At 48.9% G+C, this 19,042-nt stretch carries 15 protein-coding genes; 3 read left to right on the top strand and 12 right to left on the bottom strand.

Annotated elements, in window-relative coordinates:
* Positions 1-60: 60 nt before the first annotated feature.
* The 6 genes from AC3WQ3_RS08845 to AC3WQ3_RS08870 form a co-directional block, all read right to left on the bottom strand.
* Entirely contained in the window at positions 61-672 is a 612-nt protein-coding gene (locus AC3WQ3_RS08845; protein ID WP_354481749.1) for a GNAT family N-acetyltransferase, read from the bottom strand.
* A 137-nt stretch (positions 673-809) separates the two neighbouring features.
* Entirely contained in the window at positions 810-1,559 is a 750-nt protein-coding gene (locus tag AC3WQ3_RS08850; RefSeq protein WP_127538951.1) for a metallophosphoesterase family protein, read from the bottom strand.
* 72 nt (positions 1,560-1,631) lie between these two features.
* Complete coding sequence (locus AC3WQ3_RS08855) at positions 1,632-2,579, bottom strand: metallophosphoesterase (RefSeq protein ID WP_492472008.1); 948 nt, start codon at positions 2,577-2,579, stop codon at positions 1,632-1,634.
* Positions 2,580-2,755: 176 nt separating this feature from the next.
* On the bottom strand, positions 2,756-3,520 hold the full coding sequence (gene sdhB / locus AC3WQ3_RS08860) for a succinate dehydrogenase iron-sulfur subunit (protein WP_127538949.1): 765 nt from the start codon (positions 3,518-3,520) through the stop codon (positions 2,756-2,758).
* Between the two features lie 469 nt (positions 3,521-3,989).
* On the bottom strand, positions 3,990-5,732 hold the full coding sequence (sdhA, locus tag AC3WQ3_RS08865) for a succinate dehydrogenase flavoprotein subunit (protein ID WP_127538948.1): 1,743 nt from the start codon (positions 5,730-5,732) through the stop codon (positions 3,990-3,992).
* 41 nt (positions 5,733-5,773) lie between these two features.
* Positions 5,774-6,442 (bottom strand): succinate dehydrogenase cytochrome b558 subunit, encoded by a 669-nt coding sequence (locus AC3WQ3_RS08870; RefSeq protein ID WP_492472009.1) that lies wholly within the window; start codon positions 6,440-6,442, stop codon positions 5,774-5,776.
* 294 nt (positions 6,443-6,736) lie between these two features.
* Between AC3WQ3_RS08870 and AC3WQ3_RS08875 the strand changes: the two genes are divergently transcribed.
* Entirely contained in the window at positions 6,737-7,660 is a 924-nt protein-coding gene (locus AC3WQ3_RS08875) for a LysR family transcriptional regulator (RefSeq protein ID WP_095361296.1), read from the top strand.
* A gap of 54 nt (positions 7,661-7,714) precedes the next feature.
* On the opposite strand, the gene AC3WQ3_RS08880 is transcribed toward AC3WQ3_RS08875, so the two are convergent.
* The gene (locus tag AC3WQ3_RS08880; RefSeq protein WP_127538945.1) at positions 7,715-8,386 is read right to left on the bottom strand and encodes a potassium channel family protein; all 672 of its coding nucleotides are present in this window, start codon (positions 8,384-8,386) and stop codon (positions 7,715-7,717) included.
* A 16-nt stretch (positions 8,387-8,402) separates the two neighbouring features.
* Positions 8,403-9,743: a TrkH family potassium uptake protein gene (locus tag AC3WQ3_RS08885; protein WP_336782990.1), complete on the bottom strand. Its 1,341-nt coding sequence runs from the start codon at positions 9,741-9,743 to the stop codon at positions 8,403-8,405.
* Positions 9,744-10,204: 461 nt separating this feature from the next.
* On the opposite strand from AC3WQ3_RS08885, the gene AC3WQ3_RS08890 reads away from it, so the two are divergent.
* On the top strand, positions 10,205-11,902 hold the full coding sequence (locus AC3WQ3_RS08890; protein WP_492472010.1) for a CPBP family intramembrane glutamic endopeptidase: 1,698 nt from the start codon (positions 10,205-10,207) through the stop codon (positions 11,900-11,902).
* Here AC3WQ3_RS08890 and uvrC read toward each other — a convergent pair.
* On the bottom strand, positions 11,871-13,958 hold the full coding sequence (uvrC, locus tag AC3WQ3_RS08895) for an excinuclease ABC subunit UvrC (RefSeq protein WP_492472011.1): 2,088 nt from the start codon (positions 13,956-13,958) through the stop codon (positions 11,871-11,873). The genes AC3WQ3_RS08890 and uvrC overlap by 32 nt on opposite strands.
* A gap of 284 nt (positions 13,959-14,242) precedes the next feature.
* Positions 14,243-14,560: a thioredoxin gene (gene trxA, locus AC3WQ3_RS08900; RefSeq protein ID WP_095292059.1), complete on the bottom strand. Its 318-nt coding sequence runs from the start codon at positions 14,558-14,560 to the stop codon at positions 14,243-14,245.
* A 264-nt stretch (positions 14,561-14,824) separates the two neighbouring features.
* Here trxA and AC3WQ3_RS08905 point away from each other — a divergent pair, with 264 nt between their 5' ends.
* Positions 14,825-14,980 (top strand): YqzM family protein, encoded by a 156-nt coding sequence (locus AC3WQ3_RS08905; RefSeq protein ID WP_095292061.1) that lies wholly within the window; start codon positions 14,825-14,827, stop codon positions 14,978-14,980.
* 97 nt (positions 14,981-15,077) lie between these two features.
* Here AC3WQ3_RS08905 and dnaI read toward each other — a convergent pair whose 3' ends face one another.
* Positions 15,078-16,028 (bottom strand): primosomal protein DnaI, encoded by a 951-nt coding sequence (gene dnaI, locus AC3WQ3_RS08910; RefSeq protein ID WP_127538941.1) that lies wholly within the window; start codon positions 16,026-16,028, stop codon positions 15,078-15,080.
* A gap of 229 nt (positions 16,029-16,257) precedes the next feature.
* Positions 16,258-19,041: an alpha-mannosidase gene (locus AC3WQ3_RS08915; RefSeq protein WP_492472012.1), complete on the bottom strand. Its 2,784-nt coding sequence runs from the start codon at positions 19,039-19,041 to the stop codon at positions 16,258-16,260.
* Position 19,042 lies beyond the last annotated feature (1 nt).

The following is a 19,042-nucleotide window of genomic DNA, read 5'->3' on the forward strand; positions in this document are numbered from 1 at the left end:
TGAAGTTCGATTCAACTGATTTTGCTATTTTATTCTATGTTATTTTTGTTTGTTGGATACCTAGGTTTGCAGGCTTTTATCCTTTTGTAGTCGCACATGCTCTTCCCGATATAAAGCATAGACTTTGACGTCGAGCAGAGTGTCTTGTGTCTGACCATCCTCTTGGCTCCATCCAAATGAAGGAAGAGTGCGTTCGTACGACATCCCGCTTTTGCGAAGCACCCGTTCGGATGATACATTGGCTTCATAGCAGCGCGCTTCCACTTTTTGAAGGTTCAGCTCCGTAAAACCAAAGTGCAGCAGTCGCTGTACCGCTTCGGTTGCTACGCCCATGCCCCAGCAGGATCTGTTTAAAATATAGCCAATCTGGGCTGTGCCGCTATGCTCATTCCAGTGCTGAAAAGACGTGATGCCAATGATCTGCTCCCTGCCTTTCCAGCAGATGCCGTAATGCAGCGAATCCAGCTTCGAACTGCTGCTCCGGATCTGATTCAGGAGTCGCCGGGCACGAATTGGCGTTGGTTGGCCTCCCCTATTCACATATTGAATGACTTGCGGATCGGAAAACAGTTCCGATAATGTGTTGAAATCACTCTGACGCAAAGATCGAAGCAGCAGTCGGTCTGTCCATAACACAGGAAGTCCTTGACCCAGCATTTTTCGGGTAAGCATGGCAATCGCTCCTTTTGTCTATCGGGTTCTGGTCCGGTAAGACAAGCAAGCTCTGGGATGATCCGGCTCATGTAAAAATGGTGGATAACACGCCGTCTTGGTATTCAAACGTTAGTATGTCGATTCATTGCCATTATTTATTCCTCTGCCGAGTTCTGTTCCTGCAGTCCCCGATAGATCCCCGTACGAATCTCCCGGATGTAAAAGTCCAATGAAGGTACATTGGCTTGTTGTGCAGCCAGCACTTCACGCTCAATATCATAGGGAACCCGGACAAATTGAAGGTTGAAGGCCTTGTTTCGATCACGGCCACTCTCTCCTTCCAGGATGCAGTAAGAGGCCTGGGTCATATCGAGAGGATTACCTACGCTTCCGGCATTAAACAACATTTTCCCATTAAAATGCTGCAAGTAAGCGTTATGCACATCTCCATATCCCACGATATCTGCTTCACCAAGATCCGGATGATCTGCCGGAGCATCAAACATGGCTATCCTTTTCTCCATTTCGTCCCATGGCTGCACCCGGTGATACACACTCTGCGGCGAGGCGTGCACCAGACGAATGGTGCGCCCACTGAGTTCAAATTGGTGGCTGAAGGGAAGGCTCTTCAAGTATGCAAGCCGTTCTGCTCCCAATCGTGCAGCCTGCCAAGTAAAATTCTCATTATCCTGGTTCACCGCAACCAGCTCATCCCAATTGCCCCGGATCACGTATTCACACGTCTCTCTCACCGAATCAACCACCTGCACCGGATCCGGACCTTTGCCCACGAGGTCGCCCAGACAAAAGATACGCTCCATCCCGCGACTCCGGATATCTCTGAGTACAGCTTCCCAAGCTGTCATGTTGCCATGAATATCGGATACAATCGCAATTCGTTCCATCTGGCCAACCTCCTCGTCGAATACTTTGAAGACTTAGAAAAACTCAAAAATTAAATTCATTTTGTATAAACGCTATGTTCGTGTTCCCCTTAATTCAAAAACAGTCAATTCCGGTCTGCACAAAAAACGAATCGGCAGCTGGGTCATGCCAAAACCGCGATTCACATATACAGGCATACGTGCCTTGCCTGCATAATATAACCCCTGAATATACTTGCGTGAACCTCGAGGCGTGGTAACGGCTCCAATCCAAGGGAAACGAACCTGCCCGCCATGGCTATGACCAGATAACTGAAGTCCAAATCCGAACGGCTCCGCCATATCGGCATAATCCGGCTCGTGCATCAGCAATAGTTTCCACGTATCGTTGTCCAAACCTTCGATTGCTTCCAAAGGATTCGGCTGGCTTGTAAGAGCATCATCCAGACCTGTCACCGCGATTTGCTCGTTCCCTTGTTTAATGACAGCATGACTGTTGCGAAGCAGCGTGAAGCCGGCTTCCTTGAACATCGCTTCCACTTGTTTCTGCTGTCTGCCCCGGTAATCATGATTCCCCAATACGGCGAATTTGCCATACTTGGCCTGCATGGATGCCAGCACGGGTATACACTCCCGCATCGGTTCAGCTTCCCGTTCCACCATATCTCCGGTAAAACAGATCAGATCCGGCGTTTGCTCCTGTATGGCCTCAGCCAGCTTCTCCATTTCCTTCAAACCGGTATGAAAGCCAAGATGTGCATCGCTAAACTGTACAACACGCAGCCCCTCGAATGACTGAGGGAATCCTGGCAGTTCCAAGGGTACTTGCTTCACTTCCAGACGGCGCGGCTCCCAGAGCCATGCATATCCCCCTGTGAATAAGGCTGCACCTGCCGTCATCACAATCATCCGTAACAGGAAACTGCGCCGGGAGGGATCGTGATCCTTCTCCTCACCGGGAAAAATGGACCCTTGCTCGGATCCAGCGTCTGAGCGCCGGGGCGGTGGCCATGAGCTGCCCTTACGCGGTGTCTCTGCCATGTCTTCCCCTCCTTCTCCGCTCTACATGCATCTCTACAGTATACCATATTCTGCATGACAAGCCCGGTTCCTTCGCAATTGTAGAAAAAGAAGCCGTGATCTTCAGCAGCAAGCTGCCGAAGGTCACGACTTCTCCTAATGTTGCAGATTCCACATCTGCAAGGATTTTCACGATACTATACGCCCAACCAGCGTTTGAACATATGCTTGGTTGTTTGTTTGTTCATTTCCGCAATGGACGTTGTCAGCGGGATGCCTTTTGGACAAGAGCGCACACAGTTCTGCGAGTTACCGCAGCCCTCAATTCCCCCATCTTCCATCAGGGCTTCCAAACGATCCTCGGCGTTCATCTCTCCTGTTGGATGAGCATTGAACAGGCGAACTTGGGAAAGTGCTGCCGGGCCGATAAAGTCTGTTTTTTCATTCACGTTAGGACAAGCTTCCAGACATACACCACATGTCATGCACTTGGAGAGCTCATAAGCCCATTGACGCTTCTTCTCTGGCATCCGCGGACCTGGACCGAGGTCGTAGGTACCATCAATTGGAATCCAGGCTTTAACCCGTTTCAGTGCATTAAACATCCGGGTACGGTCAATGACCAGGTCACGAACAACCGGGAAGGTTTTCATCGGTTCGATACGAACCGGCTGTTCCAACTTATCGATCAGGGCAGCACACGCTTGACGTGGCTTACCGTTGATCACCATGGAGCATGCTCCACAGACTTCTTCGAGACAGTTCGATTCCCAGCAGACAGGGGCAATGGACTTGCCGTCTTTGTTAACCGGGTTCCGCTGAATCTCCATCAGGGCACTAATAACGTTCATGCCGGGACGGTACGGCAGTTCAAATTCTTCGTTGTACGAAGACGACTCCGGGCTGTCCTGACGGGTGATGATAAACTTGACGGTTTTGTTCGCTGTAGCTTGTTCCGCCATATCGTTGTCCCCTCCTTTGGTGACGATGATTGATTGCTATCGTTACAAGACCACAATGGTTCACACATGGTCACTCCGCCGGCAGAAGCTACTTCCGATCGCTGTTATCCCCAGATTTTTTTTATCAACCCCTGACAGGGTTAAAATCCGGGGATAAAGGCGAACGCTTCGCTTCTTCAGTATTCTTCTGCCTTCTCCGTTAAGGTGTTAACTTTTAATCTTATAAATATAAAATAAAATCCTCTTCGTGCTATATAGTAGAGGCGGACGCTTCGCTTCTTCAGGTCATTTCCGCTTCCTCCGCTATGTCGTGCTGCTGAGTCTCTTTACTGAAAGTAGCAATAATTCATTCTGGATTGCCTTGTTAACCTCAGAAGCTTCGCGAACGCTTCGCTTCTTTAGTATCTTTCGGGCTAACCTTATAGACGTTTAACTTTAAACTTATAAATTGAAATCTATCCGGCTTTACTTAATCCTTCGAATAGTCCCGGATCCGAGGTGGAATCAGGGATACATCTACAGGCTCGTACGAGATTTGCGGGCCTTCCTTCGACCAGCTGGCGATGGTCGTTTTCAGGAACTCCTCATCGTTACGCTCCGTGAATTCCGGTTTGTAGTGTGCCCCGCGGCTTTCGTTACGCAGCAGTGCACCGAGTGTCATCGCTTCAGCAAGTTCAAGCATGTTCCACAGCTGACGTGTGAAAGCTGCACCCGGGTTATTCCAGCCGGAAGTATCGTACATGTTGATTTTGCCGTAACGCTCTTTCAATTCCTTGATTTTGCCGATAGTGGCTTCCAGTTTATCGTTGTAGCGTACAACGGTCATATTCGCCGTCATCCACTCGCCAAGCTCCTTATGAATGACATAGGCATTTTCGTTACCCTGCATTTTTAGGATGCCTTCATATTTATCCGTTTGACGTTTGGTGTAGCCGTCAAATACAGAAGAATTTACATCAGCAGACGATTTTTTGAGTCCTTTGATATATTCAACTGCTTTCGGGCCAGCTACCATACCACCATAAATGGCCGATACGAGCGAGTTTGCACCCAGACGGTTTGCACCATGGTATTGATATTCACATTCACCAGCGGCGAACAGCCCTGGAATGTTCGTCATTTGATTGTAGTCCACCCACATGCCGCCCATGGAATAGTGAACTGCCGGGAAGATTTTCATCGGGATTTTACGTGGGTCATCACCCATGAACTTCTCGTAAATTTCAATGATCCCGCCGAGTTTAACATCCAGCTCCTTCGGATCCTTGTGAGACAGGTCAAGGTAGACCATGTTCTCACCGTTAACTCCAAGTCCCATATCCACACAAACGCTGAAGATTTCACGCGTTGCGATATCACGAGGAACGAGGTTACCGTAGGAAGGATACTTCTCTTCAAGGAAGTACCATGGCTTACCGTCCTTGTACGTCCAGATCCGGCCACCTTCACCACGCGCCGATTCGGACATCAGACGAAGCTTGTCATCTCCTGGAATGGCTGTTGGGTGAATCTGAATGAATTCCCCGTTGGCGTAGTTTACGCCTTGCTGGTACACCGCACTTGCTGCTGTACCTGTATTGATAACGGAGTTCGTTGTTTTACCGAAAATAATACCAGGGCCGCCGCTTGCGAGAATAACCGCTTCTGCAGGGAACGTCTGCACCTTCATCGTTTTCAGGTCCTGTGCCACAATTCCGCGACAGATCCCCTCGTCATCAATAACTGCCTGCAGGAACTCCCAGTTCTCATATTTGGTAACGAGTCCTGCTGCTTCCCAGCGACGAACCTGCTCATCCAATGCATAGAGCAATTGTTGTCCTGTCGTGGCTCCGGCAAATGCCGTACGGTGATGCTTCGTACCCCCGAAACGGCGGAAATCAAGCAAACCTTCCGGTGTCCGGTTGAACATAACGCCCATCCGGTCCATCAGGTGGATAATACCAGGTGCTGCTTCACACATCGCTTTAACGGGTGGCTGGTTCGCAAGGAAGTCGCCGCCATACACGGTATCGTCAAAGTGAACCCATGGGGAGTCGCCCTCACCCTTGGTGTTTACCGCCCCGTTAATGCCACCCTGTGCGCATACGGAGTGGGATCTTTTTACGGGAACCAATGAAAATAAATGAACATGGACTCCGGCCTCAGCCGATTTGATCGCCGCCATCAACCCCGCGAGACCTCCGCCCACAATAATTACATTAGATGATGCCATTGCTGTTCACTCCCTTATAAGTCAGCATTTATCACAAATGCTTAAATCAGAACTGTCTTAATCGTATCAAGCATCGTTGTTGCTGTTTGGAAATCAATGCTCCGGAAAGCAAACAACGAAGCGATAAACATAATAGCCACAATACCGAACAGACTCATGCACACATAAGAAGATACACGCTGCGCACACGGTCCAACGGTAATCCCCCAGCTAACCAGGAACGACCATAAGCCGTTAGCAAAGTGGTAGGAGGCTGCAACCACACTGATCAGATATAAAATAAACGTTACCGGGTTCATCACGACGTCATGAATGACACCGCCAAGTTGTTCGTGCGTTACATTACCCAATGCAACCTGCACGCGAGTCTCCCAAACGTGCCAGATTACGAAAACAAACGTAATGACACCACTGATCCGCTGCAATGTGTAGCGCCAGTTGCGTTCATTGCCGTAACGTCCGACATTAGGCTTGGCCTGGTAAGCAATGTACAGACCGTATACACCGTGATAGAACAACGGCAACCAGATGAGAACCGTTTCCAAAACAATAACGAGAGGCAGACTGTTCAGGAAGGCAACAGCACCGTCAAAGCCTTCTTTGCCGCCTTCAACTGCCGAGAAGTTCGTCACCAGGTGCTCAAGAAAAAACAAACTGAGCGGGATGACGCCAAGCAAGGAGTGCAGCTTTCTGGAGTAAAACCCTTTCATAAAATGTCGTTCCCCTTTCGCTAAATACAACGTTTTCATAAAATATTTCGCTTATCATGACACAAACCTTTCCCATGGAAAGGTTCGACAAATTGTTCCGTTTTCATCAGGTGTGAACAACTTGTGTCACAATTCATGTTACTCCTTTTTTTCTTATAATGGAATTGCAATATAATTATTAAATGTTATAACCTATAGGTATAAGAACTGAAACATCGGACAGGCAGGCATATCGCATTGAAAACGATTTATCAAGGACAACAATCACACCCCATGGAAAAGAGGTTAGTGTTTATGTTCGAGGATTTAAATGCATTTGCGGCAGTCGTGGAGCAATCGAGTCTGAATCGTGCATCCAAATTGCTGAATCTGTCTCAGCCTGCCCTCTCGCGCAAAATTGCGAAACTGGAGGATGAACTGGGGGTATCGCTTTTTCACCGCCGAGGCAAACGCCTTGAATTAACCAGTGTCGGCCAACTTGCCTACACCTTCGCCGTGGAACAAAAGCAGCAGCAGCAGAAGTTTCTGACCATGCTTGCCCAGTATAAGGACGAGGAGCAGAGTGCCATTACGCTTGGAGCGTCCCTGACTACACTTCAGACCACACTCCCCCCTTTGGTCAATGCTTTCATGGAGAAGCATCCCAATGCCGAGATCAAGCTCGTGACTGGGAAAACACATGAGATTGTTTCCTTCGTCCGGGACAAAAAGGCGGACGTTGGCATTGTTGCCTCTTCCATTAATGAAGCCGGGTTGAACTGTGTACCTCTCTTCGATGATCACCTGGAGCTGGTTGTACCGCTTACGCACCCTTTGTCCGGCAAAGAGGCCGGGATGGAGCACTTGCAGGATCTGCCTATGATTACCTTTTCCAAAGGCACTTGGTATCGTAAGCTGACAGATGATCTGTTTCAGCGCTGTGCCGTCATGCCGGATATTCGCATGGAGATTGATTCGTTTGAAGCCATCGTCCGCCTCCTGCCCACCTGCAAGGCTGCTGCGCTGCTGCCCAAGTCCTATCTCCGTCCCCAGCTGCTTGCTGACAATGATCTGGTTTCCGTGTATCTGCCCCAGCTGCAGCAGACTCGACGGACCACCTGCATGATCTACGGGGAAAAGGAAGATCTCAGCGAGACGTCCAGACAGTGGGTCAAAGAAACCGCAGCGCTCTTTACAGCAAAGGCGCCGCTGCCCTCCAGGAGGACTACGACGCCTTAATAGATCGATATGAACTTTATCTGCACCTGCTCTTGCCTGAACGCCAGGATCGGATCAACCCTCCTGGCTGATTATCTCTTGTTCGAACCGGTCGATATCATCGTTCATTCCGATAATGACCATGATGTCTCCCATCTGGAGAGAGTCCAGTGCAGTCGGTGCGATAATGACTCCTGTCTCCTTCTGCAGGGCCACAATACTGCAGCCGTAGCGTACACGCGCATTCAGGCTGGACAGCGTTGTATTATGCAGACATGCCGGAACTTTCATTTCCACAATGCTGTAATCATTGGAAAGTTCAATGTAGTCCAGCAGATTCGGGGTGACGAGCTGATGGGCTACCCGAATGCCCATGTCCCGTTCCGGATAAACAACGCGATCAATGCCCAGCTTATCCAGAGCTCGCCCATGCAAGACGGATATTGCCTTGGCAACGACCGTTTTCACGCCCAGTTCCTTTAACAGGATTGCGGTAAGAATGCTGGTCTGAATATCGTCACCGATGGCTACAATGCCGCAGTCGAAATTACGGATTCCCAGTGAGCGCAGCACTTCCTCATCCGTAGCATCCGCCACAACCGCGTGAGTGACCAGTTCGCTCATGTCTTCAACGACCTCTTCATTTTTATCGATGCCAAGCACCTCGTAGCCAAGTTCCATTAATTCCTGTGCCAGACTCGAGCCGAAGCGCCCCAGCCCAATCACCGCAAACTGCTGTCTTTTCATTGTTCTTCACGAACCCCTATCCAATAATCATTTTTCCTTCAGGATACTTATACAGTTCCTTACCCTTTTTCTGTCCAAGTGCATACGCCAGCGTAATCGGTCCAAGCCGGCCTGCGAACATCATAAAACAGATCATGAGCTTTCCGAATGTGGTCAGCTTCAGCGTCAATCCCATTGATAATCCGACGGTAGAAAAGGCCGATGTCGTTTCAAATAAAATCATGAGAAAACCGCTATCTTCCGTCATGGTGAGAAGCATGGTAACGGCAATGATGAGCAGCAGCGCAAGAAGCGTAACTGTCAGTGCCTTGAAAATACGTTCCTGTTGCAGCCGATATCTGAAAAAAACAATATCCTCTCTGCCGCGCATCATCGCGATGACAGCTCCGACCATGATCATAAACGTTGTCGTTTTGATCCCGCCTCCGGTGGAACCTGGAGAAGCCCCGATAAACATTAAAATAATAATGAAAAACTGCGTTGCCTGTCTGAGTCCGGCAATATCCAGGGTATTAGCTCCTGCCGTTCGCGGGGTTACCGACTGAAAGAACGAACCGAGAATTTTGCCTCCCCAGTTCAAGCTGCCCAATGTCTGTGGATTGCTGTATTCAAACACAAAAATGACCAGCGCACCGAAGCCAATCAGCAAGCCTGTGGTTAGCAGCACCACCTTGGAATGAAGCGAAAGTTTTCGGGTTTTACGATAATCCACCAGATCGGATAAAACGACAAAGCCAATGCCTCCAGCCACAATCAAAAACATCGCCGTAAAATTCACAAGTGGATCATAAACATACCCGGTCAGACTGCGGAAGTCGCCAAACATATCAAACCCTGCATTATTGAACATCGAGATGGAATGCCAGTATCCGTAATAAATCGCCTTTCCGACAGGCATGTCGAATGACCAGCGGATTGCAAATAGCGTGCCGCAAACGGCTTCCAAAATGAGCGAGTAGGCCACGACCTTGCGGATAAGCCGCACAATGCCTTCCATCGTGTTCTGGTTCATCGCTTCCTGCAAGATCAACCGCTCCCGCAGGGAGATCCGCCGCTTAAACGCAATGGCCACCAGCGTGGACATGGTCATGAAGCCAAGACCACCGATTTGAATCAGAACAGCAATAATCACCTGACCTAGTACAGTAAAGTGAGTACCCGTGTCCACAACAACCAAACCGGTAACACAGACCGCCGATGTAGCCGTGAATAATGCATCAATAAAGGGAAGACTATCCCCGCTCCGGCTGGAAACCGGAAGCATGAGCAGCAATGTTCCGAGCAGGATAATTCCCGCAAATCCCAGGACAAGAATACGTGGGGGCGATAGCTGCACCCATTGATTATTCAGTTTCACTTGTGTATCATCCACCTCTGCCAAAAAGAAAATGACCCCACATTGTGGAGCCTTTCTCCGAATCACTTATCCTTGGCACAGGGCCAAAAAACTAAATCTTGGATAAGCTCCGATCGGAGCATATAAACATGAATGATTGTAGTCATAACCACATATGCATTAAGGTTGGAATCCTCTTATTCGTTCCCTTGCAAGGCTAAAGACATGCAAATATTGCACATTTGTTTCAAAATTATAAGCGCTGCGGCTGTTGCAGACAAAACGATTTTTGTGTAAATAGGATCGAATTCCGGCAAAAAGGGAAAAACTCAGATATATCAATGAATAGATCAGATTCATTCGATCATTTTCATTCATTTTCAGGGATTTGCACGTCTTTTCGTTTCATCATTGGCATTCAGGGTTCGGCCTGTGCTATCTTTACTTTAATATCCAAATTAATAAAGGAGGAACACTATTACATGAACCCCTTAGGGCAGCCTTTGGTACTCAAAGCTAACTTCAAGCGTTTAGGGTTGCTGGCGGCGATTGGCCTGATTTTGTTTTTTGTCTTTCAGATCTTCCCTGCTACTTCATCACAAACCACGGATATTCCGTCTACATCTTTTATAAGCAAGGAACAGGCAACCCAATCCGCACGATCATTCGCAGCCTCCATGGCCGATTACACCCTTCCTTCGGATAACGGCAAGACACTGGTCACCTATCAGACCCATTCCGATATCTATGGATACATGGCCAAAACCAAACAGCTTGATTCGTATAATCAAAAATGGGAAGCAGCCTATCCCTACGATGTGTTTCGCGTTCGTTTGCCTGATGAGGACAACGGCGGTTATTTGAATGTGGACGTACATATGAGAACTGGCAAAGTCGTTGGTTTCAAACGAGAACTACCTTCTTCCCTGTATGCTTCCGCTGAGGCTGAGCAGGACAAGAACAAACGCAATGCCACGATTCAGCTCGCCGAGGGCAATCTCCCATTGGACGAAAAGGAGCAGCTGGCATCCGGAATTTTTGCCGAATTCGGCTATGACGCCCCCAAGCTTCAGCTGGATACCCGCGAAGGTGAAGGTGGATTAACCTATACGGATGCGGATAAGCAGATCGGTGAATCGAAGCTGGAACTGAATTTTACCTTTGAAAACGGAGCGGTTCGCTCCTTCGAATCAGTCTTCTCGGTTCCAGACGAGCATATCAACTATGTAAAGGATCAAACTCGCCAGGCCAACTGGATGACTTATGGAGGTTATGCTTTCCTGACCTTCGTGCTTGGTGTGCTGGCGATTATCTACAGCATTCTCACCCGGGCACATACATCATTTAAACGCGGGATTATTCTGTCCCTTGTGTACTTCGCCGCATCTGTTATTGGTACACTAAACATGATTCCACTGTTTCAGGCACAAGGCCTGTCCAGCTTCATGCTGGCCTTCCTGATGCTCATGCAGACAGGGATCACTCTGGTCATGAGTGCCACGATCTACCTCTCACTCGTTGCAGGAGACGGCATGTGGCGCAAAATCGGACTAAATCCTTGGCCACGTGCAAAAGAGCCCGGATACGGTAAATATGTCCTTCACAGCATGTATGCAGGGTACCTGTGGGCGTTCATTTTGCTTGGCGTTCAATCCATCCTTTTCTTCATTCTGGAACGCAGCATAGGAAGCTGGTCTACCACTTCGGCAGACCAATCGACTTACAATATGTCCTACGCATGGATATTTCCGATCATGGCCTGGATGGCCGGCATTGGAGAGGAAACGGTGTACCGGCTGTTCGGCATTCGCATGATGCAGAAAATCGTGCGCAATATCTTTATCGCCTGTCTGATTCCAACGTTGATCTGGGCACTTGGACATACACTTTATCCAATCTACCCGGTCATTACACGTCCAATAGAGCTCATGGTCATTGGTTTGCTGTTCAGTCTGGTCATGCTGCGTCACGGCTTTATCGCCGTTTTATTCAGCCATGTCATCTTCGACAGCCTGCTGATGGGACTCAGCCTGATCTTTATGGGTGACGCCCTGAATATCTCTGCAGGCATCTTCTGGATTGTGCTTCCAGCCATCGTTGGTTATGTAATTTACAAATGGAATCCGCAAAAAAAAGAGAAGCCGTATGTTACGACTCCTCATCCCGAAGGGCTGCAATAATTTGATTAGCTAGTTTATCACCGATAGATAGAGGCCGGAAGTCTTCGACGCTGGCCTCTTTTATTTTGCGTAAAGAACCAAAATGCTTCAGCAGCAGTTTACGACGCTTCTCCCCGATGCCAGGAATGGAATCCAGACGTGAAGTGACCATGGACTTGCCGCGCTGCTCCCGGTGGAACGAGATGGCAAAACGGTGAACCTCTTCCTGAATACGTTGAAGCAAGTAAAACTCCTGGCTGTCCCGCGGCAGTGAAATAACTTCCGGCGGATTGCCAATCATGAGCTGAGAAGTTTTGTGTTTGGCGTCTTTCACCAGACCACACACGGGAATAAACAAACCCAGTTCATTCTCCAATATATCCACAGCAGCCGAAATCTGCCCTTTTCCGCCATCCACAACGATCAGGTCAGGCTGAGGCAAGTTTTCCTTTAATACCCGCTCATAACGTCTGCGGATGACTTCACGCATCGTTTCGTAATCATCGGGTCCTTCTACTGAACGAACCTTGTATTTACGGTATTCTTTCTTGTCCGGCTTGCCATCGGTAAATACAATCATCGCCGACACCGGGTTGGTTCCCTGAATGTTGGAGTTATCAAACGCCTCGATTCGGCGCAGTTGATCCAGACCGATCCAGCGGCCAAGACCCTCGGATGCTTTGGATGTACGTTCCTCGTTACGCTCAATCAGACGGAATTTCTCTTCCAAGGCCACACGTGCGTTATCCACAGCCATGGTGATCATTTGGCGTTTCAACCCGCGCTGCGGGATGTGAACCTTGATCTCCAGCCATTCCTGCAGAGCCGCCGCAGCCTGGAACGGGTCTTCCAATCCAGGGCGGTTCGTATCCACAGCCGCATCCTCCTGTTGATCGGACAGATCCTGAGCCATTGTTGTTTCTGCTTCATCCTCGTCCGAAGCATGGTTTTCCCCATAAGCTGCACGGGATTCCGCAACTTGTGGTTCAGCAGACACATCATCTAATGCTGATGACAATGGATCCGATTCCGAGGTTACAGCCGCTGGCACATCCGCAGCCATTACTTCCGTGTTATCCACCGAGTCTTCAGTGACCAGTTCTTTCGGAACTTCAGGCAGCAAGATTTCCTGCGGCAGTGCAGGATTATCGCTATAATACTGCGTCACGTAGGACATAAAGTCACTGTACGCTTCGCCATAAAACGGAAACGTCGATACATGACGCTCGATCATTTTCCCCTGACGCATATATAGAATCTGGACGCACATCCAGCCCTTATCAATGGCGAACCCAAACACATCGCGGTCTCTGGCGTCCGCCATCGTAATTTTCTGTTTTTCCATCATGGCGTCAATCGCTATGACCTGGTCCCGCAGTTCCTTGGCACGTTCGAAATACAGATCCTCTGCGGCTTCCTGCATTTTGCGCTGCAGATCCTTCTTGATTTCTTCGTGACCTCCGCTCAGGAATGAACCGATTTCTTGGGAAATCTGGTCATATTGCTCCTTGCCTACTTCCTTCACACAGGGAGCAAGACATTGTCCCATGTGGTAATACAGGCAGACTTCCTTCGGCATTACGCCGCATTTGCGCAGCGGATACATGCGGTCGAGCAGCTTTTTCGTTTGGTGTGCCGCGTACGAGTTTGGATAGGGTCCAAAGTACTTGGCTTTATCTTTCAGCACACGCCGGGTCACTTCGAGCCGGGGATGCTTTTCATTCGTAATTTTAAGATAAGGAAAGGTTTTGTCATCCTTGAGCAAGACGTTATAACGCGGCATGTGTTTTTTGATCAGGTTACACTCCAGGATGAGTGCTTCCATATTGCTGCCGGTTACAATGTATTCGAAATCGCGGATTTCGGATACGAGACGCTGCGTTTTTCCGTTATGACTACCTATAAAATAAGAGCGTACACGGTTTTTCAGCACTTTGGCCTTACCTACATAGATAATGGTACCTTCGCTGTTTTTCATCAAATAACAGCCAGGCATATCAGGCAGCAGTGCCAGCTTGTGCCGTATCTGCTCCAGGGCCTGCTCCTGTTCTTGCAGAACATTAATGAATTCATCCATAATTCGGTGGGTCCTCCCTTCCGAAAAAAGTATAATCAACGGTTACACTAGACCATTCCGATTACAGTACCGTTCTACGATCGCCGTTATCCCCAGATTTCTTTGATCCCACTTGCATGGGGAAATCCGGTGATAAATGCGAGCGCTCCGCTTCTTCGAATCGGTTCTGCACTCTACATTATAAGTGTAAAATAATGATTACTTTTATATTGTCCTATAAAAAGATATTCGACGCAAAACGCCCCCGGCGCATAAACCGGAGGCGTATCTGTTAGCCTAGTGAATTATTGGTGTTTCTCGATGATTCCTTTGAGTGCTTCTTTCGAGTTCAATCCAACCACTTTATCAACCGGTTGGCCGTCTTTGAAGAAGATCAATGTCGGAATGCTCATTACGCCGAAGCGGGAAGCGGATTCCGGATTTTCGTCAACGTTGACTTTGGCAATTTTCACTGCATCGCCAACTTCGGTGGACAGCTCTTCCAGGATTGGAGCGAGCATTTTGCAAGGACCGCACCAAGGCGCCCAGAAATCAACAAGAACCGTTCCTTCTCCTTCGACTTCAGCGTTAAAGGATTGATCGGATACGTTAACAATAGCCATGAAATTGTCCTCCTTATATATACTTACGGTTTATTTTAACCTGTAACGTCGTGAACGACACTTCCAGTATAACACAGGTCATCTAAACTTGTGAAATGAACGTGCAATGTTCATCTCTCCACCATCAAATCTTCACAATTGGTCATCTTGACACGATTGCTGCAAAATCTTTACAAACGCTTTCTTTTCCAAGTATACTAAAATTACTCCGGGCTTCAGCTCCCTGGAAGGGCAAGCTGTTGATCCACATAAGGAGGCAATACCATGGACGCAAATGTGCGGATCAGCGACCCGCGTGAACATGTGAACGAGGAGCCCCGTAACGATCTATTCGATCTGATTGCGGGTGTTGCCGGCATGGGTGGCCTGATGACAGTTATCTTCTTCGGCATGGTCATCTTCAAATTCCTGACCGAATAGGATGTCAGGCCCGCGCAGGACCAAAAAAGCCCGGTTTCCGCGACTACCGCGAAAAACCAGGCTTTTTTGTGGACTACTTACCGTATGAATATAAAAATTATCGCTTGCCTCGCTGATTCTCTCCGCGAACAGAAACGACGTCAACAAACGGACGAATGCGATCCATCAGACGCTGCCCCTTGTTCATTTCCTCGCCATCCCTGCTCGTAAAGCTGAGATGCTTCTCCAGCCCATCCAGATTGTAGTTGGACGTGTAGAACGTCGGTTTCCGATTCATGCGGTAGTTCAAAATGGAACCCATCACATGATCTCGAACCCAAGGATTCAGATTCTCTGCGCCAATATCATCGAAGATGAGCAGGTCACAGCTTTTGAGTATATCTGTCGTTTCCTTCAGCTTCTGCCCATCCGTGATCATGGATTTCAGATCCTCCACAAAGTCAGGCATGTAGATAATGACCCCTGTGTATCCCGCAACGGCTAATTCGTGTAACAAATAGCACATCAGAAACGTCTTGCCTGTTCCAAATGATCCCTCAAGAAACAGTCCTTGCGGAGATAATCCGTTCTCCTTCGTATCATTGATATAACGCAGAACCTGGTTTACCGCCGGAGCCCGCATCCGATCCTTGCCCATAATTTCCACATCGTTATATCCTGCACTAAGCGCACGCTCGTCCACATAGAAGCTGCGGATTCTCTTCTTGATCACATGCTCATTTTGCCTGGCAATATGTTTGGAACACGGAGCTTTTTTATCTATAATTTCGGGTTTACCGTTAAAATGCTCTACTTCCAGTTTGCAAAAGTGACCCTGGAAATCGTTAGGACAGTTATCCAGTCCCGGACAATTCGCACAGTTTTTCGAATCTCGGGCATACTGATACAGCTTGCTCAGATCGGTCATGAGCTGCGCATCTTTCAGTTCCGGGTGACCTGCTCGGAATTCGCGTACGTACGGATCATCCATCAGCTCCGCCGCAATTCGCCGCGACTGCTCACGAAAGGAAGGATTAAGCTGCTGAAGCAGTCCTCCCAAGGATTCCATGGCTTCAAGCCCCCTTAATGTATTCAATATAGAATGAACCACCTGAATTTTACCAATAACCATGATGACGGCAAAGGTTCCTTCGATCGATTGCAATTCTATTGTTCATTCTATAGAAACTCGGGGCATAACTCAACATGTTCCGTCTGGAAAAAACGATCTCCTTCGTAACACATCGTATCGCGAATGGTGTGGATGACAGTACCTGCCTGCTCTCAGGGTGTTTCCTTTAATGAGGGAGCCCTACCGTAACAATCTCGCAAGGTCCTGCCGGGATGGACCATTGTTTGCCGCTGAATAGATTAGTAGAAACATTTGAAGAGGATACGAGTTTCTCCCCCTTCTCCTCCAAAATATTGCTCTTGTATGCTTCTTCATTCGTATCCAATTCGGTCGCAGCCAAACTCAGCAGCGATGTGTCCGGCTTCATATTATACCAGCGCATCATCAGATCACCTGATTCCTCATTCACTTTCAGTGAGGAGAATGCCATACCTTCCCCTTGCCATGCAAATGGCGTATGCGTTGATGACAGCGTACCTGAGTGAACATCCGTTTGAACCAGCGTCCATGGAACCTGGAACTGGTAAGCCTCGATGTATGCATCTGATGATGCACCGCTTCCATCATGCGGAATGATCTCCATCTGGAACGCATGCTCCCCCAGACATTGTGCTTCCGGTGTCGGGAACAATCCCCAGTCCCCGAGCTCCCCTACGGCACGGAGCAGCGTTACGGCGATCGTATTGCGCCCATCCTGAAGAACTTCATATTCATTCAGTCCCAGATTGGCTACGACCAGTCCAGCCTGTTCTTCACTCACATCCACAAAGCTTTGCTGATGCTGTGTATTGCTTGGATTTTGCCACTCCGGTGCGGGTACATTATCACGAGTAGCAATCTCAAACATGGAATCCACATGGTGAACCGCAGTCGCCAGATCGGTTGGGAACAGGGCACGTACACGGTGATCCTTCGCCTGATTGTTGAACGTGGTTTGCACATGAACTCCTTTTCCGCTGCGGCTTAACGACAGAATCGTACGAATACGCAGTGTGGTAGTCTGTTTGGAACGCTGTGCCTTGCGATACGGGTAATAGATGAGCTCACGCTGTTCACGATCCAGCACCTCATCCGCCGAAGCTGGAATTTCCCAATCATGTATGATTTCGTAGGAGACACGGTACGGCGTATCCTCTATGATCTGTATGCCGGCAGTTAATTCTTTCGTAGTCAAGGCAACTTCATTCTCCGGCTGCTTGAACATATACTCGTTACCGATATCCCCAACATTTTCGTATACGCCAAGGTCTTGGTACGTACGTCCTGTACGTTTATCCTTCAGTGTAAAGGAGCCATTGTCTGCGATTGTAACGGCAACATATTCATTCTCCAGGCTACGTTCACCACTGCGCAGTGCAGTCCCATTCGAGACAGAATCATCCTGAGCTTCACTGCGAATCCAAGCATATGCCTTCAATCCAAGCGCTGGCACGTTCTCAGCTTCAAATGTAATTCTGACCCGGCGGCAGCTGTACGGCTGACGGAATCGGTCATCCGGCAGATCATAACCGAACTGCAGGCCCAGATCTTCAACTGTACACGGAACGTGCGCACCCTTTTCATCAACGAGGATACGACCCGACAGGTCTACGTTGTTCATTTGGGCAGCCATACCCTCTAATGAAATTCCATCACGGAAGTAGATACGAGCTGCATCCAGTTCGATCTGAACAACGCCGCTGCGCTCCCAGCCTGTCGTATTAAACGTGATCAGCGGCCGAGCATCTTCACCGTAACTGGCAAAGATTGAGGTATCCACCGAAGCAGCAATCTGACTTGTGCTCTCTTCAATCATGGCTTCAGCAACGTGACGGCTCTTCTCGAATCGAGTGACCATCTCGCGGTGAACCTCATCTACACTGCAGCCGCAGATGCTATCATGGGGATGGTTCTGCATCAGCGTTTTCCAGGCATATGTCAGCTGGTCATGCGGATAAGCATGCCCAAGAAGATGGGCGTAGGACGCCAGTGGCTCAGCCACCTTTTCCAGCATGGCTTGACCAAGCTGGTTCATCTGTTTCAGATAAACCCGTGCCGAAGCCGTGTTCACCAATGTACCCCAGCCATCGGTACGCTGGCTGCGCAGCTCTCCTTTTACCGTGGACAGCTCATGTTCCGATGATTCTTTCAGGGCCGTCAGATAATCCGGAAAGTTGGAGTGAACGAATTCAATGTTGGGATGTAATTGCTCGGCCATTCGGATCGCCTCAGGCAGATCCCGCTGAATAGGCTGGTGATCACAACCGTTCATATACAGCAGCTCATTGGTCGAGGCATATTTCTCGGCATCTGCCAGTTTGGTTTCCCAGAACTTGCGAGCTGAAGCCTCATCTACCGGAATTTCATTACCATTGGAGTACCAGTTGGCAAACAGCACCCCCAGCACTTTCGATCCATCCGGCCCTTCCCACATGAGCTCCGAGAAGCTGGATTCGTATCCTGCATCCGATACGGTATTATTGAAGCCTGTAGGCTTCACGCCTCTTCCAAAAAAGACGTTATCGATGCCAGATTGCAGCATAAGCTGCGGCGTCTGTCCAACCAGCCCGAACGTATCAGGAAAATAACCGATCTTGGAGGGCGTGCCGTAACGCTTCGCATCCCGATGTCCAACCTGCATATTGCGTACATTGGCTTCACCACTGGTAAGGAACGCATCCTGCAAAATATACCATGGCCCAATCACGATCCGGCCATTACGGATATGCTTCTCCAGCCGCTCCTTCTGCTCCGGACGGACCTGAAGATAATCGTCGATAATGATCGTTTGTCCATCCAGATAAAAGCTTTTGTAGTCTGCTCCCTCATCGAGCTCATCCAGCAGTGAATCCACCAGTTGAACGAGCCGCATATGGTGCTTCTCATAGGGCAGGTACCATTCCCGATCCCAGTGAGTGTGCGAAATGATATGGGCTCTTTTGGTTTTTGGTTTATCCTTTTGTTCCGTCATG

Source organism: Paenibacillus sp. FW104-T2 (assembly GCF_058789975.1).

Bases quoted from the DNA above. Each gene is read 5' to 3' on its own strand.
- dnaI (WP_127538941.1), bottom strand. From the start codon at position 16,028: ATGGAATCCTTGGGAGGACTGCTTCAGCAGCTTAATCCTTCCTTTCGT.
- AC3WQ3_RS08890 (WP_492472010.1), top strand. From the start codon at position 10,205: ATGAACCCCTTAGGGCAGCCTTTGGTACTCAAAGCTAACTTCAAGCGT.
- sdhB (WP_127538949.1), bottom strand. From the start codon at position 3,520: ATGGCGGAACAAGCTACAGCGAACAAAACCGTCAAGTTTATCATCACC.
- AC3WQ3_RS08875 (WP_095361296.1), top strand. From the start codon at position 6,737: ATGTTCGAGGATTTAAATGCATTTGCGGCAGTCGTGGAGCAATCGAGT.
- AC3WQ3_RS08845 (WP_354481749.1), bottom strand. From the start codon at position 672: ATGCTTACCCGAAAAATGCTGGGTCAAGGACTTCCTGTGTTATGGACA.
- AC3WQ3_RS08855 (WP_492472008.1), bottom strand. From the start codon at position 2,579: ATGGCAGAGACACCGCGTAAGGGCAGCTCATGGCCACCGCCCCGGCGC.
- AC3WQ3_RS08850 (WP_127538951.1), bottom strand. From the start codon at position 1,559: ATGGAACGAATTGCGATTGTATCCGATATTCATGGCAACATGACAGCT.
- AC3WQ3_RS08915 (WP_492472012.1), bottom strand. From the start codon at position 19,041: ATGACGGAACAAAAGGATAAACCAAAAACCAAAAGAGCCCATATCATT.
- trxA (WP_095292059.1), bottom strand. From the start codon at position 14,560: ATGGCTATTGTTAACGTATCCGATCAATCCTTTAACGCTGAAGTCGAA.
- AC3WQ3_RS08870 (WP_492472009.1), bottom strand. From the start codon at position 6,442: ATGAAAGGGTTTTACTCCAGAAAGCTGCACTCCTTGCTTGGCGTCATC.
- AC3WQ3_RS08880 (WP_127538945.1), bottom strand. From the start codon at position 8,386: ATGAAAAGACAGCAGTTTGCGGTGATTGGGCTGGGGCGCTTCGGCTCG.
- uvrC (WP_492472011.1), bottom strand. From the start codon at position 13,958: ATGGATGAATTCATTAATGTTCTGCAAGAACAGGAGCAGGCCCTGGAG.
- sdhA (WP_127538948.1), bottom strand. From the start codon at position 5,732: ATGGCATCATCTAATGTAATTATTGTGGGCGGAGGTCTCGCGGGGTTG.
- AC3WQ3_RS08905 (WP_095292061.1), top strand. From the start codon at position 14,825: ATGGACGCAAATGTGCGGATCAGCGACCCGCGTGAACATGTGAACGAG.